The sequence below is a fragment of the Bradyrhizobium sp. CB2312 genome (assembly GCF_029714425.1).
Lineage (GTDB): Bacteria > Pseudomonadota > Alphaproteobacteria > Rhizobiales > Xanthobacteraceae > Bradyrhizobium.
The window spans coordinates 7,270,956-7,291,369 of sequence record NZ_CP121668.1 but is presented as its reverse complement, the minus strand read 5'-3'; the positions used below and the strand labels follow the sequence as shown (position 1 = coordinate 7,291,369).

18 protein-coding genes are annotated in these 20,414 nt (G+C 62.9%); 9 read left to right on the top strand and 9 right to left on the bottom strand.

The window, feature by feature from the left end; translation table 11 throughout:
- Nucleotide 1 precedes the first annotated feature (1 nt).
- The 4 genes from soxX to QA642_RS35370 are packed head-to-tail and all read right to left on the bottom strand — an operon-like array spanning nucleotide 2 to nucleotide 4,425.
- Nucleotides 2-454, bottom strand: a complete 453-nt coding sequence (gene soxX / locus QA642_RS35385) for a sulfur oxidation c-type cytochrome SoxX (RefSeq protein WP_283081029.1) — start codon at nucleotides 452-454, stop codon at nucleotides 2-4.
- Nucleotides 447-1,730: an NAD(P)/FAD-dependent oxidoreductase gene (locus QA642_RS35380; protein ID WP_283081028.1), complete on the bottom strand. Its 1,284-nt coding sequence runs from the start codon at nucleotides 1,728-1,730 to the stop codon at nucleotides 447-449. The genes soxX and QA642_RS35380 overlap by 8 nt, the downstream gene beginning before the upstream one ends.
- Nucleotides 1,731-1,777: 47 nt before the next feature.
- Complete coding sequence (locus QA642_RS35375) at nucleotides 1,778-3,964, bottom strand: molybdopterin cofactor-binding domain-containing protein (RefSeq protein ID WP_283081027.1); 2,187 nt, start codon at nucleotides 3,962-3,964, stop codon at nucleotides 1,778-1,780.
- Between the two features lie 11 nt (nucleotides 3,965-3,975).
- On the bottom strand, nucleotides 3,976-4,425 hold the full coding sequence (locus QA642_RS35370) for a (2Fe-2S)-binding protein (RefSeq protein WP_283081026.1): 450 nt from the start codon (nucleotides 4,423-4,425) through the stop codon (nucleotides 3,976-3,978).
- A gap of 344 nt (nucleotides 4,426-4,769) precedes the next feature.
- Between QA642_RS35370 and QA642_RS35365 the strand changes: the two genes are divergently transcribed.
- Nucleotides 4,770-6,362 (top strand): B12-binding domain-containing radical SAM protein, encoded by a 1,593-nt coding sequence (locus QA642_RS35365; RefSeq protein ID WP_283087043.1) that lies wholly within the window; start codon nucleotides 4,770-4,772, stop codon nucleotides 6,360-6,362.
- 4 nt (nucleotides 6,363-6,366) lie between these two features.
- Here the strand turns inward: QA642_RS35365 and QA642_RS35360 are convergent, their stop codons facing one another.
- Nucleotides 6,367-7,755, bottom strand: a complete 1,389-nt coding sequence (locus QA642_RS35360; protein WP_283081025.1) for an MFS transporter — start codon at nucleotides 7,753-7,755, stop codon at nucleotides 6,367-6,369.
- Nucleotides 7,756-7,927: 172 nt separating this feature from the next.
- Here QA642_RS35360 and QA642_RS35355 point away from each other — a divergent pair, with 172 nt between their 5' ends.
- From QA642_RS35355 to QA642_RS35335, 5 genes are all read left to right on the top strand, one after another.
- Entirely contained in the window at nucleotides 7,928-8,989 is a 1,062-nt protein-coding gene (locus QA642_RS35355) for an isocitrate/isopropylmalate family dehydrogenase (RefSeq protein ID WP_283081024.1), read from the top strand.
- Nucleotides 8,990-9,369: 380 nt separating this feature from the next.
- Nucleotides 9,370-9,519, top strand: coding sequence for a hypothetical protein (locus QA642_RS35350; RefSeq protein ID WP_283081023.1), 150 nt, complete (start codon nucleotides 9,370-9,372; stop codon nucleotides 9,517-9,519).
- Nucleotides 9,520-9,601: 82 nt separating this feature from the next.
- On the top strand, nucleotides 9,602-11,161 hold the full coding sequence (locus QA642_RS35345) for a metallophosphoesterase (protein WP_283081022.1): 1,560 nt from the start codon (nucleotides 9,602-9,604) through the stop codon (nucleotides 11,159-11,161).
- Between the two features lie 60 nt (nucleotides 11,162-11,221).
- Nucleotides 11,222-13,210 carry a trypsin-like peptidase domain-containing protein gene (locus QA642_RS35340; RefSeq protein WP_283081021.1) on the top strand — a complete coding sequence of 663 codons (1,989 nt, stop codon included), beginning with the start codon at nucleotides 11,222-11,224 and terminating at the stop codon, nucleotides 13,208-13,210.
- Nucleotides 13,211-15,277, top strand: coding sequence for a pentapeptide repeat-containing protein (locus QA642_RS35335; RefSeq protein ID WP_283081020.1), 2,067 nt, complete (start codon nucleotides 13,211-13,213; stop codon nucleotides 15,275-15,277).
- Nucleotides 15,278-15,832: 555 nt separating this feature from the next.
- On the opposite strand, the gene QA642_RS35330 is transcribed toward QA642_RS35335, so the two are convergent.
- From QA642_RS35330 to QA642_RS35320, 3 genes are all read right to left on the bottom strand, one after another.
- The gene (locus QA642_RS35330) at nucleotides 15,833-16,927 is read right to left on the bottom strand and encodes an amidohydrolase family protein (protein ID WP_283081019.1); all 1,095 of its coding nucleotides are present in this window, start codon (nucleotides 16,925-16,927) and stop codon (nucleotides 15,833-15,835) included.
- A gap of 359 nt (nucleotides 16,928-17,286) precedes the next feature.
- Complete coding sequence (locus QA642_RS35325) at nucleotides 17,287-17,721, bottom strand: hypothetical protein (RefSeq protein WP_283081018.1); 435 nt, start codon at nucleotides 17,719-17,721, stop codon at nucleotides 17,287-17,289.
- Between the two features lie 131 nt (nucleotides 17,722-17,852).
- The gene (locus QA642_RS35320) at nucleotides 17,853-18,242 is read right to left on the bottom strand and encodes a helix-turn-helix domain-containing protein (RefSeq protein WP_283081017.1); all 390 of its coding nucleotides are present in this window, start codon (nucleotides 18,240-18,242) and stop codon (nucleotides 17,853-17,855) included.
- Nucleotides 18,243-18,764: 522 nt separating this feature from the next.
- Here QA642_RS35320 and QA642_RS35315 point away from each other — a divergent pair.
- From QA642_RS35315 to QA642_RS35305, 3 genes are all read left to right on the top strand, one after another.
- Entirely contained in the window at nucleotides 18,765-18,935 is a 171-nt protein-coding gene (locus tag QA642_RS35315) for a hypothetical protein (RefSeq protein WP_283081016.1), read from the top strand.
- An 18-nt stretch (nucleotides 18,936-18,953) separates the two neighbouring features.
- Nucleotides 18,954-19,211, top strand: coding sequence for a hypothetical protein (locus QA642_RS35310; protein WP_283081015.1), 258 nt, complete (start codon nucleotides 18,954-18,956; stop codon nucleotides 19,209-19,211).
- 133 nt (nucleotides 19,212-19,344) lie between these two features.
- Nucleotides 19,345-19,542: a hypothetical protein gene (locus tag QA642_RS35305; RefSeq protein WP_283081014.1), complete on the top strand. Its 198-nt coding sequence runs from the start codon at nucleotides 19,345-19,347 to the stop codon at nucleotides 19,540-19,542.
- Nucleotides 19,543-19,623: 81 nt separating this feature from the next.
- Here the strand turns inward: QA642_RS35305 and QA642_RS35300 are convergent, their stop codons facing one another.
- Entirely contained in the window at nucleotides 19,624-20,367 is a 744-nt protein-coding gene (locus QA642_RS35300) for an SDR family oxidoreductase (protein ID WP_283081013.1), read from the bottom strand.
- Nucleotides 20,368-20,414 lie beyond the last annotated feature (47 nt).

Sequence of the window (20,414 nt, the reverse complement as noted above, 5' to 3'; positions counted from 1 at the left end):
CCTAGTCCCGAAGCGTTGCAAGAAAGGCCACGATGTCCTCGATCTCTGCAGCCGACAAGATCGGCTTGCCGGCAAAATTGCGCCCGACGCGCACGAGGCCATCGTTGCGGTAATAGGACGGCATTATGGTCTCCGGGTTGAAGCGCGCCGCATCGACCAGTCGAAGCCGCAACTGGCTCGCTGTCCAGCGGTTCCCGGCACCTGTGAGGTCAGGCGCGAGGTCGCCCTGGAACCGCGTTTCCGGGAACGGGCCGGAATGGCAGAGGATGCAGGTGGTCGTGCGCGCCAGCACCAGCGCTCGGCCGCGTGCGGCGTCGCCGAGCGAGCCGGTGAGGGATTCCGCGATGCCGTCGCCGGTGATCTTGTAGGGCGCGAGCTCGGCCGCTTTCGCAGGACAGGCGAAGGCAAGGCCGGCGGCGATCATCGTCGCGATATGGTGGAATGCTCTAGCCAAACGTGTCCGCCGTGATGGTTTGAAACCAGCGCTCCGCTTCCCCGGCCTCGCGGGCACGCAGTTCGCGCGGGGCGTCGACCGGGCTGGTCGCGCCGCCCTCAACTTCGGCAAAGATGTCGCCTCTCGGCTGGTAGTTGCCGGCGAGCGAGAAGCCGTAACCGGGCGCGACGGTGTTGTAGCAGACTCCGGTCAGCCGGGGTGTCTCAGGCGTGCGGCCGGCGAGCAGGGCGACGATCGCCGCGGCGCAGGCCTTGCCCTGCGCGCTCGCGGCCGATGCCGATTTGGGGATGCCGCCGCCGAGGCTGGCGTCGCCGATGACGTGGATGTTCTTGACGAGCTTCGATTCGAACGTCACGGGATCGATCGGACACCACCCGGTCGCATCCGTAGCGCCCGCGATCTCGGCAATGCGGCCGGCGCGCTGCGGCGGGATGACGTTGGCGACATCAGGCGTGTAGTTGCCGAATTCGGTGACAATGGTTTTGGTCACGGGATCGACCGAGGTGACGCGGCCGCCTTGCGACAGCGCGATGCGCTCGATCATGTCGCCGTAAAGCTCCTTCCACGCCTTCTCGAACAGGCGCTGCTGCGAAAAATTGTCCTTGGCATCGAGCACCAGCACTTTGGAGCGCGGCTTCTTCGTCTTCAAATAATGCGCGATCAGGCTGGCACGCTCGTAGGGCGCCGGCGGGCAACGCGAGGGATTGGCAGGGACCGCAATGGCAACCATGCCGCCGTCCTCCATCGCCTCCAACTGCCTGCGCAGCAGCAGCGTCTGTGCGCCGGCCTTCCAGGCGTGCGGCATCTTTTCCGACGCCGCATCGTCATAGCCGGGCAGGGCCTCAAAATGAAAGTCGATCCCTGGCGAGAGTACGAGGCGGTCATAGGGCAGCGCGACGCCATCGCTCGTCATGACGCTGCGCCGCTCCGGTTCGATCGCGGTCACGGCCTGGCCGACCACGGTGACGCCCTCGGCGGCAAGCTTGCCGTACCCGAACTGCTGCACGTCGATCTCGCGCAGGCCCGCGATCACCTCGTTGCTGAAGGGGCAGGAGGTGAAGACCGCGTTGGGCTCGATCAGGATGATCTGCAGATTGTCCTGCGCACGCTTCAGCGCGCGGGCGCAAGCGGCGCCGCCGAAACCGCCGCCGACCACGACGACACGTCCCGTGGATTGCGCGCGCAAGATCGATGGCCGCGCCAGCGTCGCGGCCGCCATGGTGATGCCGAACACGGCATTGCGCCGTGTCACCGGGCGCGTGGTCATCAGGGGCATCTGAGAAAGGCTGCGGCGGCGATCTCGCGCCGCCGCAGCATGTTGCTTTAAGCGAAGGTGATGTTCTGGTCGCGCAGCGGGAACGAGCGGACCCGCTTGCCCGTCGCGGCGAAATAGGCGTTGAGCACTGCCGGCGCCGCAACGCCGATGGTCGGCTCGCCGACGCCGCCCCAGAATCCGCCGCTCGGCACCATCACCGACTCCACCTTCGGCATCTCGTTGATGCGCATCGAATTGTAGGTGTCGAAGTTGGTTTGCTCGATCTTGCCGTCCTTGACGGTGCAGCCGCCGTAGAACAGGGCGGAGAGGCCATAGACAAAGGAGCCAGCGATCTGCCGCTCCACCTGCGCCGGATTGACGATGTAGCCGGGATCGGTGGAGGCGACAATGCGATGCACCTTGATCTTGCTGCCGTCGGTCACCGAGATCTCGGCGGCGCCGGCGACATAGCTGCCATAGCCCATCACCTGCGCAATGCCGCGATAGACGCCCTGCGGCGCCGGCGTGGTCCAGCCGATCTTCTCGGCCACGGCATTGAGCACCGCCAGATGCTTGGGGTGATTGCCCATCAGCTTGCGGCGGAATTCGAGCGGGTCCTGGCCTGCGGCCTGGGCCAGCTCGTCCATGAAGCATTCCATGTAGATCGCGTTGTGGTTGACGTTGACGCCGCGCCAGAAGCCGGGCGGAACGTGCGGGTTGCGCATCGCATGCTCGATCAAGAGGTTCGGCACCGAATAGCCGAACGCGGCCTCGCCGGACTGGGCGACGCCCTGGAACGCGGCCGGGTCCATGCCGTTCTGCAACGCTTCGGGGCGCAGCGAGAACAGGATCGACTGGCCGGACAGGCGGTAGTGCAGGGCGACCAGATTGTTGTTGGCGTCGAACGCGCCGGTCATCTTGCACTGGGTGATCGGGTGATACCGGCCGTGCGCCATGTCCTCCTCGCGCGACCACAACAGCTTGATCGGCGTGCCCGGCATCTGCTTGGCGACCATGACCGCCTGACGGACATAGTCGGTCTGGCCGCGCCGGCCGAAGCCGCCGCCGGGCATCACCTTGTGCACGTCGCACTTCTCCGCCGGCAGGCCGGAGGCCTCCAGCACCGCCGCGAAGGCAGCTTCACCGTTCTGCGTGCCGCACCAGACCTCGCACTTGTCCGCCGTGTAGAGCGCGGTAGCGTTCATCGGCTCCATGGTGGCGTGATTCTGGTAGGGATAGCTGTAGACGGCCTCGACCTTCTTGGCGGCGCCGGCGATCGCGGCCTTGGCGTCGCCGTTCTTGTTGCCGACATAGGCCGGCTGGTCGTTGTTCAGGCCTTCGGCCAGCCATTTCGCAATGGACTCGCTGGAGACTTTTGCGTTCTCGCCTTCGTCCCACACGATCGGCAGCGCTTCCAGCGCGGTCTTGGCGTGCCACCAGGTGTCGGCCACGACCGCGACCGCGGTATCGCCGACCTTGACGACCTTCTTGACGCCTTTCATGCCGGAGATCTTGGACTCGTCGTAGCTCTTCAGCTTGCCGCCGAACACCGGGCAGTCCTTGATCGCGGCGTTGAGCATGCCCGGCAGCTTGACGTCGATGCCGTAGATCATGGTGCCGGTGGTCTTGTCGGCGGTGTCGAGCCGCTTGACGCCCTTGCCGACCAGCCTCCAGTCCTTCGGATCCTTCAGCTTGACGTCGGCCGGCGGCGTCAGCTTCGCCGCAGCTTCAGCGACCTTGCCGTAGGTCGTGGTCCTGCCCGATGGCGTATGGGTGATGACGCCGTTGGCGACGGTGCATTCGGAGGCCGGCACTTTCCACTCATTGGCGGCGGCCTCGATCAGCATCACGCGCGCGGTGGCGCCGCCCTTGCGGACATAGTCCTGTGAGGAGCGGATGCCGCGGCTGCCGCCGGTCGAGAAATCGCCCCAGACGCGCTTGCGGGCGACGCTCTGGCCCGGCGTCGGATATTCGGTGGTGACCTTGGTCCAGTCGCATTCCAGCTCCTCGGCGACGAGCTGGGCCAGGCCCGTCAGCGATCCCTGGCCCATCTCGGAGCGGGCGATGCGGATCACCACGGTGTCGTCGGGCCGGACCACGACCCAGGCGTTGACCTCCGGCGAGCCATCGGCCGCGCGGACCACAGTGGGGCCACCGAACGGGAGATCGAGGCCGATCGCAAGGCCGGCGCCGACAGCGGCGGTGCCGATGACGAAGGCGCGGCGGTTCATCTTGGGAGAGATGTGCTTGTTCATGGGCGGCTCCTTTAGGCGCTTGCGATCGTGTGGATCGCCTCGCGCACCTGCTGGAAGGTGCCGCAGCGGCAGATATTGGTGATGGCCTCGTCGATGTCGGCGTCGGTCGGCTTCGGCTTCTCGTTCAGGAGCGCCGCCACCGCCATGATCATGCCGCTCTGGCAATAGCCGCATTGCGGCACGTCCTGGGCGATCCAGGCCTCCTGCACCTTGTGCAGCGTGGCTCCGGAGGCGAGCCCCTCGATCGTGGTGATCTTCTTGCCCTCGGCCTCGGCGACCGAAATCCCGCAGGAGCGGGTCGCGACGCCGTCCATGTGAACGGTGCAGGCACCGCATTGTGCAATGCCGCAACCATATTTGGTGCCGGTCAGGCCGGCATTTTCGCGGATCGCCCAGAGCAGCGGGGTATCCGGCTCCACGTCGAGCGTGAAGGATTTTCCGTTGATTGTTAGGTTTGCCATCGCAGTCCCCTGATTGGCCCAATCCACCGATTGGACTCAGGGGCGCAATGTGTCCGGCAAATTGGAACTGTTCAAATCAATAGTCTGAGGGGCAACTATCGAAGATTCTCGCGCCTGCGGGAAGATTGGGGCACCCGCGGTGTTTTGCCTCGCCCCCGGTGGGCGGGTAAGCTACCTTTCCCGGTGCGCTAATTCTCCGGCTTGGAGCGACGTTTGCAGGTTCCCTCGCATGGCACCGACCATAGTTTGGTCCATTTGCCGGGGTGCAAGACGATGGCTCTTTGCTACACTGCGCCCGAGTCAAAAGGAGTTCCGTCGACGTGCCAAGCCCCTGCAACGTACTGATGCTCTATCCGCTGTTCACGGCGGAGTCGTTCTGGAGTTTTGGCGAATCCTGCAAGCTGATGGGCGTGCGGCGTCCCGCCGCGCCTCTGGGCTTGATCACGGTCGCCGCGATGTTGCCCAAGGACTGGAGCGTCCGGCTGGTCGATTGCAACACGCAGGCCTTCGGTGACGAGGATCTCGCCTGGGCCGATGTGGTCTTCACCGGCGGCATGCTGCCGCAGCAGGCCGACACGCTGCGCCTGATCGAACTCTGCCGCGCGGCCGGCAAGCCGGTGGTCGTCGGCGGTCCCGATCCGACCTCCAGCCCGCACATCTATGAGAAGGCCGACTTCCGGGTGCTCGGCGAGGCCGAGGGCGTCATCGACGAATTCCTCGCGGCCTGGGAGAGCGGGCAGCGCTCCGGCGTCTTCACCGCGCCGAAATTCCAGGCCGACGTCACCAAGACGCCGGTGCCGCGCTTCGACCTCCTGAAGTTCGAGGACTACCTCTATCTCGGTGTGCAGTATTCACGCGGCTGCCCGTTCACCTGCGAGTTCTGCGACATCATCGAGCTCTACGGCCGCGTGCCCAGGACCAAGACGACCGAGCAGATGTTCGTCGAGCTCGAGACGCTCTACAACATGGGCTACCGCGGCCATCTCGACTTCGTCGACGACAATTTCATCGGCAACAAGAAGTCGCTGCGGCAGTTCCTGCCCCGGCTCGCCGAATGGCAGCGCGCCCACAACTACCCCTTCGAGCTATCGACCGAGGCCTCGGTCAATCTCGCCGACGATCCTGAATTGCTGGAGCTGATGGGCGCCGCAAACTTCTTCGGCATCTTCGTCGGCATCGAGAGCCCCGATCCGGCAACTCTGGTCGCGATGCGCAAGAAGCAGAACACACGGCGCAACATCGCCGAGAGCATCCACAAGATCTACGCCGCCGGCATCCTGGTCACCGCCGGCTTCATCGTCGGCTTCGACAACGAGAAGGTCTCGATGGCCGAGGCGATGATCGATTTCATCGAGGAGGCGGCGATTCCCGTCGCCATGGTCGGCCTGCTCTATGCCTTGCCGAACACGCAGCTCACGCGCCGGCTCGAGCGCGAAGGCCGGCTGCATCCGGGCCACGATGTGGCGCCGACGATCGGTGCCGATCAGTGCACGGCCGGCATCAACTTCGATCCGGTCCGCCCGTTGCGCGACATCCTGACCGATTATAAGCGGGTGCTGGAGCATATCTACAGCCCGGCCGCCTATGCCGGCCGTGTCGACAAGCTGATGAGCCTGCTCGACCGCTCGAGGCAGCGCCACGAGCTCGCCGAGGGCGACATCCGCTCGCGGGTCGGCGCGATGGAGACGGTGCACCGCGTGGTCACCGCCATTCCGGAGGCGCGCGGGCCGTTGTGGCAGACCTTCATGAACTGCGCCAAGCGCGACACCTCATCGGCGCGCATCGCGGTGCAGTTGATTGCGGCCTATGCGCATCTCGGCCCGTTCTCGCACAAGGTGATCGAGGCCATCGATGGGCGCCTCGCTGCGATCGACGATGGGCCGGTCGTGCCGGCGGCAGCGGCGATCGACACGACGGCCGCCCGGCACCTGGCCTGAGAGCCTACTTCACCGCGAGCCGCAGGAAGCTCATCACGGCGCCGAGCGCGGCAAAGCCGGCGCCGAGCGCCAGCGCGACGGTTGCGCCGTTGTGTCCGGCGATGGCGAAGCAGGCCGCGGCGAGCGCGGCACCGGTCGTCTGTCCGGTCAGGCGGGCGGTGGCGACGATGCCCGAGGCGCTACCGCTGCGATGTGGCGGCGCGCTTCCCATCAGCGCCTTCATGTTCGGTGCCTGGAAGAAGCCGAAGCCCATGCCGCAGATCATGATGCGCCAGACGATATCGGGGATGCTCGGGCTTGCCGGAAGCAGCGCGAGCAGCGCCATGCCGATGCCGAGCAGCACGAGGCCGATGCCGCCCAATAGGCCCACCGGATGGCGGTCGGACAGGCGGCCCGCGATCGGCGCCATGATGCCGACCACCAGCGGCCACGGCGTCATGAAGAAGCCGGTCTCGACCTGCGAACGTCCCAGCACGTCCTCGAAATAGAACGGCAGCGAAACGAAGGCGAGGCCCTGTACGGCAAAGGAGCACACGGCCGTCGCCGCCGACAGCGCGAACATCGGCCGGCCGAACAAGTCGATCGGCAGCATCGGCGCTGGATGATCGGCATGCCGGCGCGTCAGGATGAAGCCGAGCGCGATGGCCGCAATCAGCTCGATGCCGACGACGACCGGCGACAGATTATGCGCGGCGCTGCCGATGCCGGTGATGAACAGGCCGAGGCAGGCGGCGGCGAGCAGCGCGCCGAGGAAGTCGAAGCCGTGATCGGCCCGCGGCGTCTTCGGCAGCATCGCAAAGCCGATGCCGGTCGCAACCAGGCCGAACGGGATGTTGACGGCGAACAGCCACGGCCATGGCCCGACCGCGAGGATGGCGGAGGCGATCGACGGTCCGAAGGTGAAGGCGGTCGCGACCACCAGCGCGTTGTGACCGAAGCCGCGGCCCTGCATCCGTCCGGGATAGACGAAGCGCACCAGCGCCGTGTTGACGCTCATGATGCCGCTCGCGCCGAGGCCCTGCAGCGCGCGTGCGACCAGCAGGCTGTCGAGCGACCACGCCACCGCACAGAACAGCGAAGCGATGGTGAACAGGATCAGGCCGCCGAGATAGATGCGCTGGTGTCCGACGATTTCGCCGAGCGCCCCGAGCGGCAGCAGCGTCGCGACCAGCGCGATCTGGTAGACGTTGACGACCCAGACCGACTGCTCCGGCGTGACGTGCAGGTCGGCGGCAATGGCAGGCAGGGCGATGTTGGCAATCGCGGTGTCGAGCGAGGCCATCGCCAGCGCGGTGAAGATCGCGGCAATCGCCCAGCGCCGCTGCGTGACCGGAAGGCCGTCGGCAATGGGATGGTCGGGCTCGCGCGCGGCGGCAGGTAACGTGATTGTCATTGCGTGAGCGCGTTGCTCCGGCGGCGTGGCTGAAAGGGACTTTTGGCATGTACTACGCCGAAGGCGGCTTCCACAGGCATATGCTTGCATGCTGTGTATGCGCGAAGGTGAGGCGATGTCGCCTCGCGCCGGCGTATGATCGCGCTGGCTGCTGCAATGACAGGGAAACGCCATGCAAATCGTCGTTTTGCCCGGTGACGGCATCGGGCCCGAGATCACGACCGCGACATCGGGCGTGCTGCGCGCGGCCTCCGAGCGCTTCCAGCTCAATCTGCGGCTCGAGGAGCACGCGGTCGGGCATGCGAGCCTGAAGCAGTTCGGCACGACGGTGCGCCCCGAGCTTCTCGACGTCGTCCGCGCCGCGGACGGCCTGATCCTGGGCCCGACCGCGACCTTCGACTTCAAGGACGAGGCGCATGGCGAGATCAACCCTTCACGCCACTTCCGCAAGAGCCTCGATCTCTACGCCAATGTCAGGCCGGCGCGCACTTATGCCGGGCGGCCCGGCCGCATCGGTGATTTCGACCTCGTCGTGGTGCGCGAGAACACCGAAGGGTTTTATGCCGACCGCAACATGGAGCAGGGCAACGGCGAGATGCTGGTCACGCCTGACGTCGCGATGTCGCTGCGCCGGATCACGCGGCTGTGCTGCGAGCGCATCGCGCACGCCGCCTGCCGTCTCGCGATGAAGCGGCGCAAGCATCTCACCATCGTGCACAAGGCCAATGTGCTCAAGATCGGCGACGGCATGTTCCTCGACATCTGCCGCGCGGCGGCGAAGAGCTATCCGGGTCTCGAAGTCGACGACATCCTGGTCGACGCGATGATGGCGCATGTGGTGCGCAATCCCGATCGCTTCGACGTGATCGTCTCCACCAACATGTTCGGCGACATCCTGTCTGATCTCACCGCGGAGCTCTCCGGCAGCCTCGGCCTCGGCGGCTCGCTCAATGTCGGCGACCGCTATGCCATGGCACAGGCCGCGCATGGTTCGGCGCCCGACATCGCCGGACAGGACGTCGCCAATCCGGTCTCGCTGATCCTGTCGACGGCACTGCTGCTGGCCTGGCACGGCGAGAGAAGCGGCGCGGTGCGCTATGAGGAAGCGGCGCGTGCGATCGAGGGCGCGGTGGCGAAGGCCCTTCGCGAGGGCAGGGCGACGCGCGACGTCGGTGGCAAGCTTGGCACCATCGCGGCAGGCGCTGCGATCGCGGAGATCCTGCAGGCGGAGTGAGCCGGCACTGTGCGTTCTTTCTTTTCTCCGAGGCTCACAACAAAAGTGTCGAAAACAACCCCATGCACAGTAGAAGGGGCCTTGATCGATAAGGGATTTTCGGCCCGCGCCGCGACGGCATGTCCTGCCGTGACGACGTTTGACACGTCGGGCAAAACACCGGCCACGCTGCTATCGTGCCGCCGATCGAGCGAGGCCCGGTCACAGCAGCGCACATCGAAGAGTCGCGACAAAATGACACGCTCGACGAGCGTGTGAAGTAGATCACTTGTCGAGGCGTGTTTCCCGTACAAGAATAGATCGTGTCAATATGCAGCGGTAGCGAGTGCTCCGCCTGACCGAGCCTTGCGACGCCTGCTTCAGCACTGTTGGAGTGGTCAATGGCCGGCAAGGACCGACAATCCTTCGAACTTGCCTTTCTGCACTCTGCCACTCGAGAGCGCCCGCAAGCCGTTCAGGGCGAGCTGAACGGCGCAGGCCTCCATTTCAACGTCTTCGAGGCTTCCGGTCGCAACAACGGCCAGGTGTGATTTTCGGCATCTTGGTAACCCAAGACGAATCTGCGTCTTGATCGTTTTTCAGCTTCTTGGTCGCTATGTGTGAGAGGGCCAAGTGCGTAGTACGCATATCATTTCTGACTTGCATCTCGGTGGTGATTACGCGCACCCGCGCGGATCGGGCAAGCGCGGCTTCCGGCTGTGCACCCGCGCCGATGCAGTGGCACAGTTCATCGATGGCATCACTCAGAAGTTCGCACAGCAAGGTCCGAGCGAGCTGATCCTGAACGGCGATACGGTCGACTTTCTAGCAGAGCACGATGAAAAGCCGAATGCATGGTCTCCCTTCACGAGAGATCCGGGCCTGGCAGTCAAGAAACTTCAATCGATCGTCGAACGGGACCAGGCCGTGTTCGACGCCATGGGGCGGTTTCTCGACAAGGGAGGCCGTCTCGTGGTGCTGCTCGGAAATCACGATATCGAACTGAGCCTGCCTACGGTGCGCGCAGCGTTCCGCCGCGCGCTCGGCATCAAGGCAGGTCATGATTTCGAATTTCTCTACGACGGCGAGGCTTACATTGTCGGCGACGCGCTGATCGAGCATGGCAATCGCTACGACAGCTGGAACCAGGTCGATTACGACGCACTTCGTCATGTTCGCTCGGTTCAGTCGCGCCGGCTGGATGTACCCGATGAGCATGTGTTCACCCCGCCCGCCGGCAGCGAGATGGTGACCGAAGTCATCAATACGATCAAGCTCGACTATCCGTTCGTGGATTTGCTGAAGCCCGAGACCGCTGCCGTGGTGCCGATGCTGCTCGCCCTCGAGCCGGGCTTTCGTTCGCGCCTTGCCACGATCGCCCTCCTCTACAGCCGAACCCGCAGCCACGGGCTCTCGAATCCGGTGACCCCCAGGTTCGGCGGCGACATTCGGTCCGAGCAGGATATCAGCATCATTCCCGGCGAGGATATGGGAGGCCGCACCGACCCCGCCCAGAACGGATTTGGCGAAGAGATTTCTTCCGATGGAAACGTGAAGACAGATACGGATCGGTCCGAGAAGAGCGCGGCACTGAAGGAGGCGCTGCAGGCTGCGTTGGGAAACCAGGCCGAACGGTTTCTCCGGGACCTCGACGCCGAAATTGCCGAAGCCGATCCGCTTGGCCAGCTTGGAGACGAGGTCACCGCGTCCGACACTGTCAGCCGGATCTACGGCTTCGCGGCGCTCCTCTTCGGGCGCACATCCCAACCCTTCGAGAGGCGAATGCCCGCGCTGCTGAAGGCCATGCGCGGCCTGCAGGACACCGATACGTTCGAGCTCGGCACGGAAAGCGCGAAGGAATATCTGGACGCCGCGCAAATGCTCTGCGATCGCGGCGGCTTCCGCTATGTCGTGTTCGGCCACACCCATCAAGCCAAGCGCGTATCTCTGGGCGACGGCCGGTTCTATTTGAACACCGGTACATGGGCCGATGTCCTCCGGTTTCCCAATGAGATTCTGAAGTCCGAGGCCGACGCGCTGCCCGCCTTGCAGGCTTTCGTGGCGCAGATGAAAGCCGGCGATTTTTCCGCCTGGACGTTGTTTCGTCCGACCTATGTCCATTTTGAGGTCGGTGACGATGGAAAGGTTTCGAAGGCTGAACTTCTGAACTTCTCGGAGGCCGCAACGTCATGAGCCCCTGCGTTCCCAGCGCGTCTTGGCACTCCGGCGCCCGGCGCTTGCCGGACAGCCGCCATGGATGAATTTCGCGACGCGATCGCCAGGATCACCATCGATGGTGAAAACGGGCGCGGCACGGGTTTCCTCGTGGCGCCCGACATCGTGGCAACCGCGCTTCACGTCGTCGCCGACCGAAAGGTCGAACCACCCGCTTTTTTCGCCGGCACGATCCAGCTCGAATTCCGCGGCCACAAGACTGCCGCCGAGGTGATACCCGATAAATGGAATCAGGACGCGGACTGCGTTCTGCTTCGATGCCTCGATCCAGGGCCATTGGAGGACTATCCGACGATCCCACTGCGCGAGTTGGACCATTCTGACGATTTGTTCAAAACGCGAGGTTATCCCGACGCGCAACCGATAAACGGCATGATCTGGGCTGGGAAGGTCATGGACCACGCAGCGCAATTGACCAGCTCCTACGCGACCCGGCAATCCGCATATGAGCCGGTGCTGCAACTCTTCTGCGACGAGGCCAGTGCGGGCACCGGAGCTCCCCCGAAGGGGCTTTCCGGGGCTCCAATCATTGTCGGCAGTGCGGCCATCGGGTTGATGCGCTTCGCCCTGATGCAGGAGGGCCGCACGGTCGCCGGCACGCTTTATGGGTGCAGCGCGCGAGACATCGTTGCGCTCGATCCCGAACGGCTGAGTTTGCGCCCGCCACTCGCGCCAACCGTCCTCCTGACGCCGGAGCAGATGGCACAATTGGAAGGACTTCTGGTCGCTGCCTTCACGCCCAATCTCGACGGGCTGCGTCGCACCGTGAGGTTCTCGCTCGGTGTCGAGGCAGAGCGCAGTGTGACGCAAGCTGAAACGGTCGAGGAATACGTGTCCGCGCTACTGCCGTCGCTCGTCCAAGAAGGTCCTGGCATGATCAGCATGCTGTTACGCGGCGCCATCGCGGCACATCCGGAAGATCAAGCTCTCCGTTCCTTTGCAGAGCAGGTCCCGCGTTACTCGCTACAGCCGCTAAATGACGATCCGGACGTTCAGGAGGCACATGATCGCGAGCTGGAAACCAAGATCGAGCGCGCGCTGATCCAACTCAACGGCATTAGGCATGCGCGGGACCTCCACCATATCATGGAAAGTTACCGGCCCGATTTCGAAAAGACACGCAAGCAGATCGCCGTCCTGGCCAGCTACAAGGCGCTGCATAATTGCCTGCACGATCTCCAAAAGCGGCTCGATGTGATTGCCCGCCACTTCACACGCCTCACATCGGGTGACGATGTGCGGCGATACCTGAGGGAGGAAGGAATTTTCCTGCGGAGCTTGGCCAGACAAGCTCGTAATCAAACCGTGGATCTTCCGACCGCAGAGGAAGAGCAGGACTGGATCAACGAGCTGGATGCCTGCGGCGAAGTCATGAAAAAGGCCGCGAGCGTGGCAGTGGCTGACATCGACGAGGAGGTGCTGCTGGTGCCCGACCGGCTTACGCACCTTTTGCCGAGAGCTTCGAGCATCAACGAGGAGTTGGTTAGCAGGGTAAAGAACGTCGGTCTCAAAAATTTTGCCGAAACGATGCGGCTGGTCGAGCAGAAACTTGGCGCAACCATGCCCGAGAATTCCTTGAACCGGCTGCGCGAGGGGACAGTTGCAGTCGGCAGACTGCGCGCGCGCCTTGCGGGCTTGGTCTCCGAGCACGACGAATGGCAATCCCTCAATCGCGATCTTGAATACGCCGTGACTCAAAAGAAGGTTCAGCCCCAAGCCAGATTTTCGAGATGGCCGCAGTTCAAAGCGAAGCTCATCGGCTTGTGCGACGCGTTCCCTCAGGAGGACTGGTCGTTAGAGTTGAGGGGAATGATGGAGCCATGGATGGCGGATGATTCGCCGGCGGAGCCGCAGTTGCCGGGTAAAATTTCAAAACTCAAGGAAGATTTCAACGCATTCTACGATCAATGTGTAGGTCGCTTCATAGAAGTCGATCGCGAGTTGAACGCGCTTTGCAAGAAAATCACGGAGTTTGAGACACCGCTCTATTCTCTCTTGAGCGAATAATTGGATCTGACCACGATGACCACGACAATAAACGAATCTCCGCCTTTTGTCTCGCTGAAGGCTTTCGAGGTTGCAAGCGATGCATTGATCGCGATCCTTCCAGAAGACGAGCTTTCAATTTCTGACTTGGACCGCGACGAGATTGCTGAAAGGATAGAGCGTTTCATCGAACGTGCCACGATGACTGGTACCGTGCTGGATACGCCGGATGACCGAAAGACGGCGCAGGCACTCGTCGATTTCTGGCTGGCGAAACTCTATTCGTTTCCTCGCGAGACACGTTCCAAGCAGGGGCCATCGATAAGGGGCGACACTCTACTGAGGCCTTTTGATCGGGAGACGGTCAAGGCCACGGTCGCCAACGGCAACGATTTGCTCGCCTCGTTCAGACGGAAAGATGCGAAAGATGCAGGTGATTCAAAGAGCTCCTTGCGACGCATTCTGCTGCGTGTAGCCCCTTGGCTTGGTGACGATGGTGCCGGCTACGAGAGCATCGCGCGGCGAATGCTGCTACGTACCGTTCGCATGCCCGAGGGTGATGGTTCATGCGAGCCAGTGACGGTCAAGCGCGATGACCTTCTTTCGCTTGGTGATCACAAGCGGACAAGGGAGGTGCTCAATGCTCTTATTGCATCGGGTGTCTTGCGCGAGGAGCCGGGAGGGTTGATCTCGTTGCGATACGAGGCGCTGACGCGCCAATGGGACGAGCTTCGCGCCTTGATCACTGAGCGCGTTGCTTTTCGCGACACGGCGGTGTTCTGGGCGCAACGGGCGCGCGCCGATCGCGCTCTGACATCTGCCAGGCAAGCCAACAAGGCGTTGGGAGACTATGCCGACCTGAATGAGCTGGAGCGCGAGTTTATCCCGGCGAATATTTCTTACAGAAACAAAAAGATCGTTGCCGGGGCGATTGCCTGCGGTTTCGCGCTTGCAGTTGCTTGGGCCGGTTTGCGGGTAGGCTATCTCACCTGGGAGGATGCTGAGGTGCAGCAGGCGATACAAACGATAGTTTCCGGCGGTGACAAGCGAAGCACGGAAGAAGCAATCCAGAAGCTCGCCAAATTTGGCAGGCCGATTGGCTTTCAATCTCTGCCTCTGGAGGATCTGGATCTGAGAGAGATGTATGATCGAGACAAGTCGCCCCCGATTGCGGATTTCGTCAAGTCAGCGATTGTCAGGGTCAAATTCATAGACGCAACGCTCAGATATGCGTCATTTTCCCAATGCAAGATATATGATGCGGAATTTCGGAATGCGGAATTGTCGTCGGCGCGGTTTGATGAGGCAGTCATTGCTCAATCGAATTTCTCCGGCGCAATTTTGTATCGCGCTATTTTCGACCATGCGCAATTCAACGGCGTCAATGATTTTTCAAATGCAGATCTTCGGTCTGCGTCGTTTCGGAACGTCGCGATAATAGATGGGGAGCTCAAGCTTGCTGGCACGGCATGGTGGTTGGCCTTTGGATGGTCCCTTCCACAAATTGAAAAATTCGCTGATCAACTCAAGGATACCCGGATCGAAGAAGCCAAGGGTTTCAACGACGATATCAGCTTAAGGAAAAAGGAGCTAAAAAATGCAACTGCGCCTGAAGACCGCGTGCGAGCGTTGAATAAAGTTGCGTGGACTTACGCCACATACGGAGCCGATCTGAAGGTGGCCAAGGAAGAGTATGCACAAAAGGCCTTGGATGAAGTGAAGAGAATAAAGGGGAAAACGGAGGCGTGGCTGGCCGACAGCCGCGCGAATTTTACCGACACGATCGCCTACATTTGGTTGCAAGAGGGCAACCCCAAAGAGGCCGTGAGGTTGTTGGAGCAGCCCGGGATCGTCGATGCCAATTCAGACAGCGACTTGCTATTCAGATATGCGTTCGCACTACACGCGCTGGCTTTGGAGAAAGAGGGCGACGAGAAGGAGCGGCTCGAGCGGAAAGCGCAAGCCAACCTGGAAAAATCCCTGCGGGATCTCCACTACGTGCCCAGCCACGAACTCTATCTTCTACGCCGCTACATTACGGGTGAATTCAAGGCGCAACTCGCCAATCTGAGCAAGGAGGCGAATTGACGGGCGTTGAGACAGGCCCGGCGGGTGCAGTCTAGCACCGTCCGCTGCAGCCTGCGACGGCGACCGTCGGGTTTACGACCAGGCAGGTACCCGCCGCCAAGCCGGCCAGGGCCAGCAACCCGATTGCAAAAGCAAATGCGCGAATATGTTTCATTGAACTCTCCTACGCATACGCGGCAACGGTGGTGCAAGTAACAAAGGACCCGTGCAGGTACAATGTGTTGCGCTGCAATGCTCGCTTGGGCCGATGTTCAGGTGCTGTTCCCTGACCCGACGAGCTGTGCCGCCATCCCACAACCTAGCGCACCTGGTCCAGACATTGTGTGATCTGCTTCACTTTCGAAGTCCCCCTGATGGCTGCTTCTGGCCGTCGGCCGGCTGGTAAGGCGAGCTGCCACGTCCGCTATTGAGAGCGAGTGGAGGAGCTGATCGGATTCAGGAGCCCCGCCGCAAAACCGATACCTCCGCAGCCCCATCTACCGGGATCACCGTGCCCGTGACGTACCGCGCCACCGGGCCCGGGCGAAACCCGCGCCACGTTTTCACGAGGATGCTCTATGACTGCAGCCGGGGAACGAGGCGTGCCGCATTCTCGTGGCCGATTGCATCGAGATCCCTGGTCGAGAGGCCAAGTTTTTCCAGCTGCGCGAACTGGTTGAAGCCGAAGTACGGATAGTCGGTGCCGTAGGTGATCTGGGAGGTGGGAACGAGCTTGAGTAGCGCCGCCATCGATGGCGCGAAGGTCGCGTTCGCAGTGTCGTAATGAAGCCGGCGCAGCTCGCCTTCGATCCCGTCCGGCGCAAACTCCTTCAGGTCGGGCCGCGCCCCATAGAACGAATTGATCCGCCCGGCCATCATCGGAATCGTGCCGCCGGCATGCGAGAACAGCCACTTGATGTCGCGGTGGCGGGCAAAGGCGCCGCTGAGCAGCAGGCTCGTCACCGTGCGTGTGGTGTCGTGCGGGACCTCGATCACCGCCGGAAACGTGCCGACGCTGAGCGCGCTACAGCAACTCGCGACCAGCGGATGCACATAAACGACCGCCTTGCGGCGGCTCAGCTCTTCGAGCACCGGCCTGTAGGCGGCATTGCCGAGCCATTTGTCGCCATAGCTGCTTTGCAGTCCGATTCCGTCGGCCTTCAGCGTGTCGAGGGCATATTCGATCTCCTTGAGCGTGGCATCGACATCCAGCATCGACAAGGTCGCAAACAGGCCGAAACGGCCAGGATGGTCGCGCATCATCTCCGCCGCATATGTATTGCAGGCGCGCGCAAGCCGGCCGGCTTCCGCCGGCCCGAGGTCGAACCATACGCCCGGCGTGGAGGCGATCGACAGGATGCCGGTCCGTATGCCATTGCGGTCCATGTCCTCAACGAGCTTCTCGCGGGTCCAGGCGACTTGACCGGGAAAGTGCGGCTGCTTGCGTGCGTCTTCGTAGCCGAGCCAGAGCTTTTGATATTCGGGCGGATAGAAATGAAGGTGGGTATCGATCAGCGCTGGCCTTGTCTGTCCGTATGCCGCAACGGTCGGGATGGCCGAGGCCAGGCCAAGCGCACCGGCTCCTGCAAGAAAGCCGCGCCGCGACCAGGACGGGCCGCAACAGGAAGGGCAGGAGTGATGCTCTTGTGATGTCCGATCCAACGTGTTCATGTTGCGCGGCTCTCGTGACGAATTGGCAAGGGCAGGCCCCTGTGGTGCTCACCCAGGCGATGGACGTTGCTCATTTGCAGTCCCCGGTGCGACTGCAGCGTGGGTCGTCATTGTTGGGAGTTTGAGTGTGCCGATTTTTCGTCGCCGGGCGATACCCCGCCTTGTCACGTCATCACATCACGGCAGCAACTTTATGTGAACGCGGCGTCGGCCTTCGTCGGCTTCATCGTCGTCCTGCGCGTGCTGACGCTGTATGTGATCCCGCCGGCGGGCGAGGGATGAAGTCCGCTGCGAAACCCATCACGTTTCAAGCTGGATGTTCGTCGATGGGTTTCGGTGCGCTCTACCCATCCTATGCTCTAGTAGGCCCAGTAGCTGCCGGAGGGCGCGCAATAATCGCCGCCGTAGCCGTAGCCGTAGTCGCCGCCATAGCCATAATACGCAGCGGGCGGGTAACTGTAGCCGTAGCTGTAGGCGGGATAGCCGCCATAGCCTCCGTAATAGACACTCCGCGCAATCGCGCCGCCGACCACGGCGCCGGCGACGCCATAACCGAGGCCGCGATAGCCCCAGCCTCCGCGATAACCCCAACCGCGGTAGCCCCAGCCGCCGCCGCGATAGCCATAGCCGCCGCGCCAGCCGCCGACCCAGCGCACTTCGGTCGTGGTCGGCTCGACCATCGATTTGATCGCCGACAGATGTGTGGGGATCGGCCCGGCCTGGGCGCCCGTGCCGAGAAGCAAGGTGCTTGCCGCAGCGAGCATCAGGCGACGCAGGGAGTTCGAGGAGGTCATGATCGATCATCTCCTTGGCTATGGGGCGGCGCTTCTGCGCGGCCATCGACAACCATTCCGGAATGGCGGTGCCGTGGCAAGCTTGATCTAGATCAAGTATCCGGCGCCAGGCGCCTCCTGCGCAGGCCTCCTTACGCGGGCGCGTCCAGCGCCTTCAACTCGTCAGCCGCGGAGATGATCGCATTGCGGATCGTCAGGAAATACTCCGCATCGATCCGGGAGGCGAGCCAGTCCAACTCTCCCCTGTAGCCGTGCTCATTCTCCTTGCGGACGACGCCTTCCTCGGCCAGGGCTTCGAGGCAGCGGCGGACGTTGGAGCGCGGCAATCCCAGATGCCTGGACAGATCGGACGCCGTCAATGGCGGTGCGCCGAGATCGTCGGCGACGCGGATCGCCAGCGCCGTCAGCAGCTCTTCGAACACCGCCCCGAGATGCTTGCGCGCGTAGCCGCTGCGCATCGCCACGAAGCAGGCCACGGTCAGGCGGCCGATGATCGCCGATTGCTTGTGACGCTTCGCCAAGGCTGGATCTGAATTGTCTGGGATTTTTCCGGCCATTTTCGCCACTCTCGTTTTTGCTTGCATTTGTGTTTAGCGCGCGCATGTTCGTTTGCAAAACGTGCAGAAAACGCGAATGTGTCAGCTGGAGTCAAAGCGACCGTGCATAGAAGTCTGCCCTCCGCCGCAGAGTGCCGCGCACTCGCGAGGGCTTTCAACGGAAAGGCGACCGAAACAGGTCTGCCCGCCAGGACTGCCACCATCCTGAAGAGCATATCACGCAGCCTCAGCGCACTGGCGAGCCAGCTCGAGATGCTGGGCGACACGGCCGCAACCAAGCCGCCGATGTCGCCTCACGGCCCTTAGCTGTGGCCCTTGGCTGTGATCCCTGGCTGGTTTGTCATCAGCCAGCGGTTCGCGCCCGGTCGGACGCCTCGCGCGAGGAGGCGCGGTTTCCGTCTTAAGGTTGACTGGTGAGGTTAATATCGTCGTCCATTTGTCGATCCGCATTGAGCTCGTTATCCCTGTCATCCGTCAGGGACCAGAATGCTTGATAGAACCGCCACGCAAGAAGTGCCTGTCGGCGTTCAGCGCCGGCCGACCAGCGACTATCTGGTCGCGCTTGCGTTCTTTGGCGCGGTCGGCGGCGCGATGATCGCCTGGATCGGCGCGATCGCCTGGGTCAGCTGGCGTGTCCTCGAATGGACGTTGTCTTGACACGAGCCTGGGATCTCCATGGACGACTTTGAAGGCCTCTCCGACCATTTCATCTTGCGGATGTACGAGTTCATCCGCAACGAAGTGCAAGCCGATGCCTTGGCCGGCACCCCCCTCGTAGGCGTGCCTGCAAAGCAGCGCGCGGACCGCCTGTTTCGCGAGATCGGCCGCCGCGGTCTGTTCTGCCGGCCGATCGATTGGCCAGCCTATCTCGCCGCACCGGACGACCTCCACGATGCGCCTGCCGCGCAATTGCGCAAGATCACATCGGTCTGACCGCACATTCCGTCGTGCAAGTCCTGCACCTGTCGCATGGTCGCCTGTTATCGCCCGTTATCGCCTCTTGGCGGATTGTCGTCCCATCGCTAGGATCGCCGATATTGATCCTAAGTCATTTTCGGAATTCCAGATGAGCGCTCGCTATTTCGAGTTCACCACGAATGCCAAAGGCATGATCATCCTTCCCGGACTTTCCCCGGACGAGACCTTCGAGCTGGAGCAGCTGCTCCATCAGAATGACGATCTTCGTAGCGTGCCGGATCGGGTCAGGCTGGATGCGCTCTGCGAAAAGCACTGCCGCGCCGCCAAGAGCAGCGTCGCGACTTGAGCGCGACGGCTGCGATCAGATCGTGATCGACTTCAAGAGCAACGGAAAGCGGGTCAGCGCGAGAAGGCCCCAGCTCCCGCTCTAGAACTGATACCGCCGCAAGCCCCCATCCACCGGGATCACCGTGCCGGTGATGTAGCGCGCCACCGGCGAGGCCAGGAACACCGCGAGGGCTGCGAGGTCTTCCGGCTCGCCCCAATAGCCGACCGGAATCTCCTCCTCGGCAAAGCGCTCGCGATACTCCGGCGGATAGTTGCGGCGGATCTGCTCGCTCATGATGCGGCCGGGCGGGATGCAGTTGATGGTGATGCCGTGCTCGCCGATCTCGCGTGACAGGCCCTTGGCCCAGGCGTGCACGGCGGCTTTCGCCGCGAAGGCGGCGTTGAGGCCTTCCGGCTCGGATTTGCCGGTGATGTTGACGATGCGGCCCCATTTGCGCGCGATCATCTGCGGCAAGAGCGCATGGGCGATGCGGCGGTAGCTGGTGAAGTTCAACGCGATCGCCTCGTCCCATTTGCTGTCGGGCGCATCGACGGGGAGGGGACGGCTGCCGCCGGCATTGTTGATGAGGATGTCGACATGGCCGAGCTCCTTCAGCGCGAAGGCCGCGATCTTCTCCGCCGCGTCCTTCTCCATCACGTCCTGCGCGAGCGGCGTGATCAGCCCGCCGCCGACCTCCTTCACCAGCTCGGCGAGCAGGTCGGTGCGGCGCGCCACGCCGACGACGCGCACGCCTTCGGCAGCGAGGCCCTTGGCGATGGCACGGCCGATGCCGATGCTCGCTCCCGTCACGACTGCGGTTTTCGATTTGAGCCCGAGGTCCATAACAACGCTCTCTTGTTTTTTGCGTGTTGCTGTTCGTTTCCTGCCCG

Bases quoted from the DNA above. Each gene is read 5' to 3' on its own strand.
- QA642_RS35330 (WP_283081019.1), bottom strand. From the start codon at position 16,927: ATGAACACGTTGGATCGGACATCACAAGAGCATCACTCCTGCCCTTCC.
- QA642_RS35355 (WP_283081024.1), top strand. From the start codon at position 7,928: ATGCAAATCGTCGTTTTGCCCGGTGACGGCATCGGGCCCGAGATCACG.
- QA642_RS35305 (WP_283081014.1), top strand. From the start codon at position 19,345: ATGAGCGCTCGCTATTTCGAGTTCACCACGAATGCCAAAGGCATGATC.
- QA642_RS35375 (WP_283081027.1), bottom strand. From the start codon at position 3,964: ATGAACAAGCACATCTCTCCCAAGATGAACCGCCGCGCCTTCGTCATC.
- QA642_RS35315 (WP_283081016.1), top strand. From the start codon at position 18,765: ATGCTTGATAGAACCGCCACGCAAGAAGTGCCTGTCGGCGTTCAGCGC.
- QA642_RS35365 (WP_283087043.1), top strand. From the start codon at position 4,770: ATGCTCTATCCGCTGTTCACGGCGGAGTCGTTCTGGAGTTTTGGCGAA.
- QA642_RS35380 (WP_283081028.1), bottom strand. From the start codon at position 1,730: ATGCCCCTGATGACCACGCGCCCGGTGACACGGCGCAATGCCGTGTTC.
- QA642_RS35325 (WP_283081018.1), bottom strand. From the start codon at position 17,721: ATGACCTCCTCGAACTCCCTGCGTCGCCTGATGCTCGCTGCGGCAAGC.
- QA642_RS35370 (WP_283081026.1), bottom strand. From the start codon at position 4,425: ATGGCAAACCTAACAATCAACGGAAAATCCTTCACGCTCGACGTGGAG.
- QA642_RS35300 (WP_283081013.1), bottom strand. From the start codon at position 20,367: ATGGACCTCGGGCTCAAATCGAAAACCGCAGTCGTGACGGGAGCGAGC.
- QA642_RS35360 (WP_283081025.1), bottom strand. From the start codon at position 7,755: ATGACAATCACGTTACCTGCCGCCGCGCGCGAGCCCGACCATCCCATT.
- QA642_RS35340 (WP_283081021.1), top strand. From the start codon at position 11,222: ATGGATGAATTTCGCGACGCGATCGCCAGGATCACCATCGATGGTGAA.
- QA642_RS35350 (WP_283081023.1), top strand. From the start codon at position 9,370: ATGGCCGGCAAGGACCGACAATCCTTCGAACTTGCCTTTCTGCACTCT.
- QA642_RS35310 (WP_283081015.1), top strand. From the start codon at position 18,954: ATGGACGACTTTGAAGGCCTCTCCGACCATTTCATCTTGCGGATGTAC.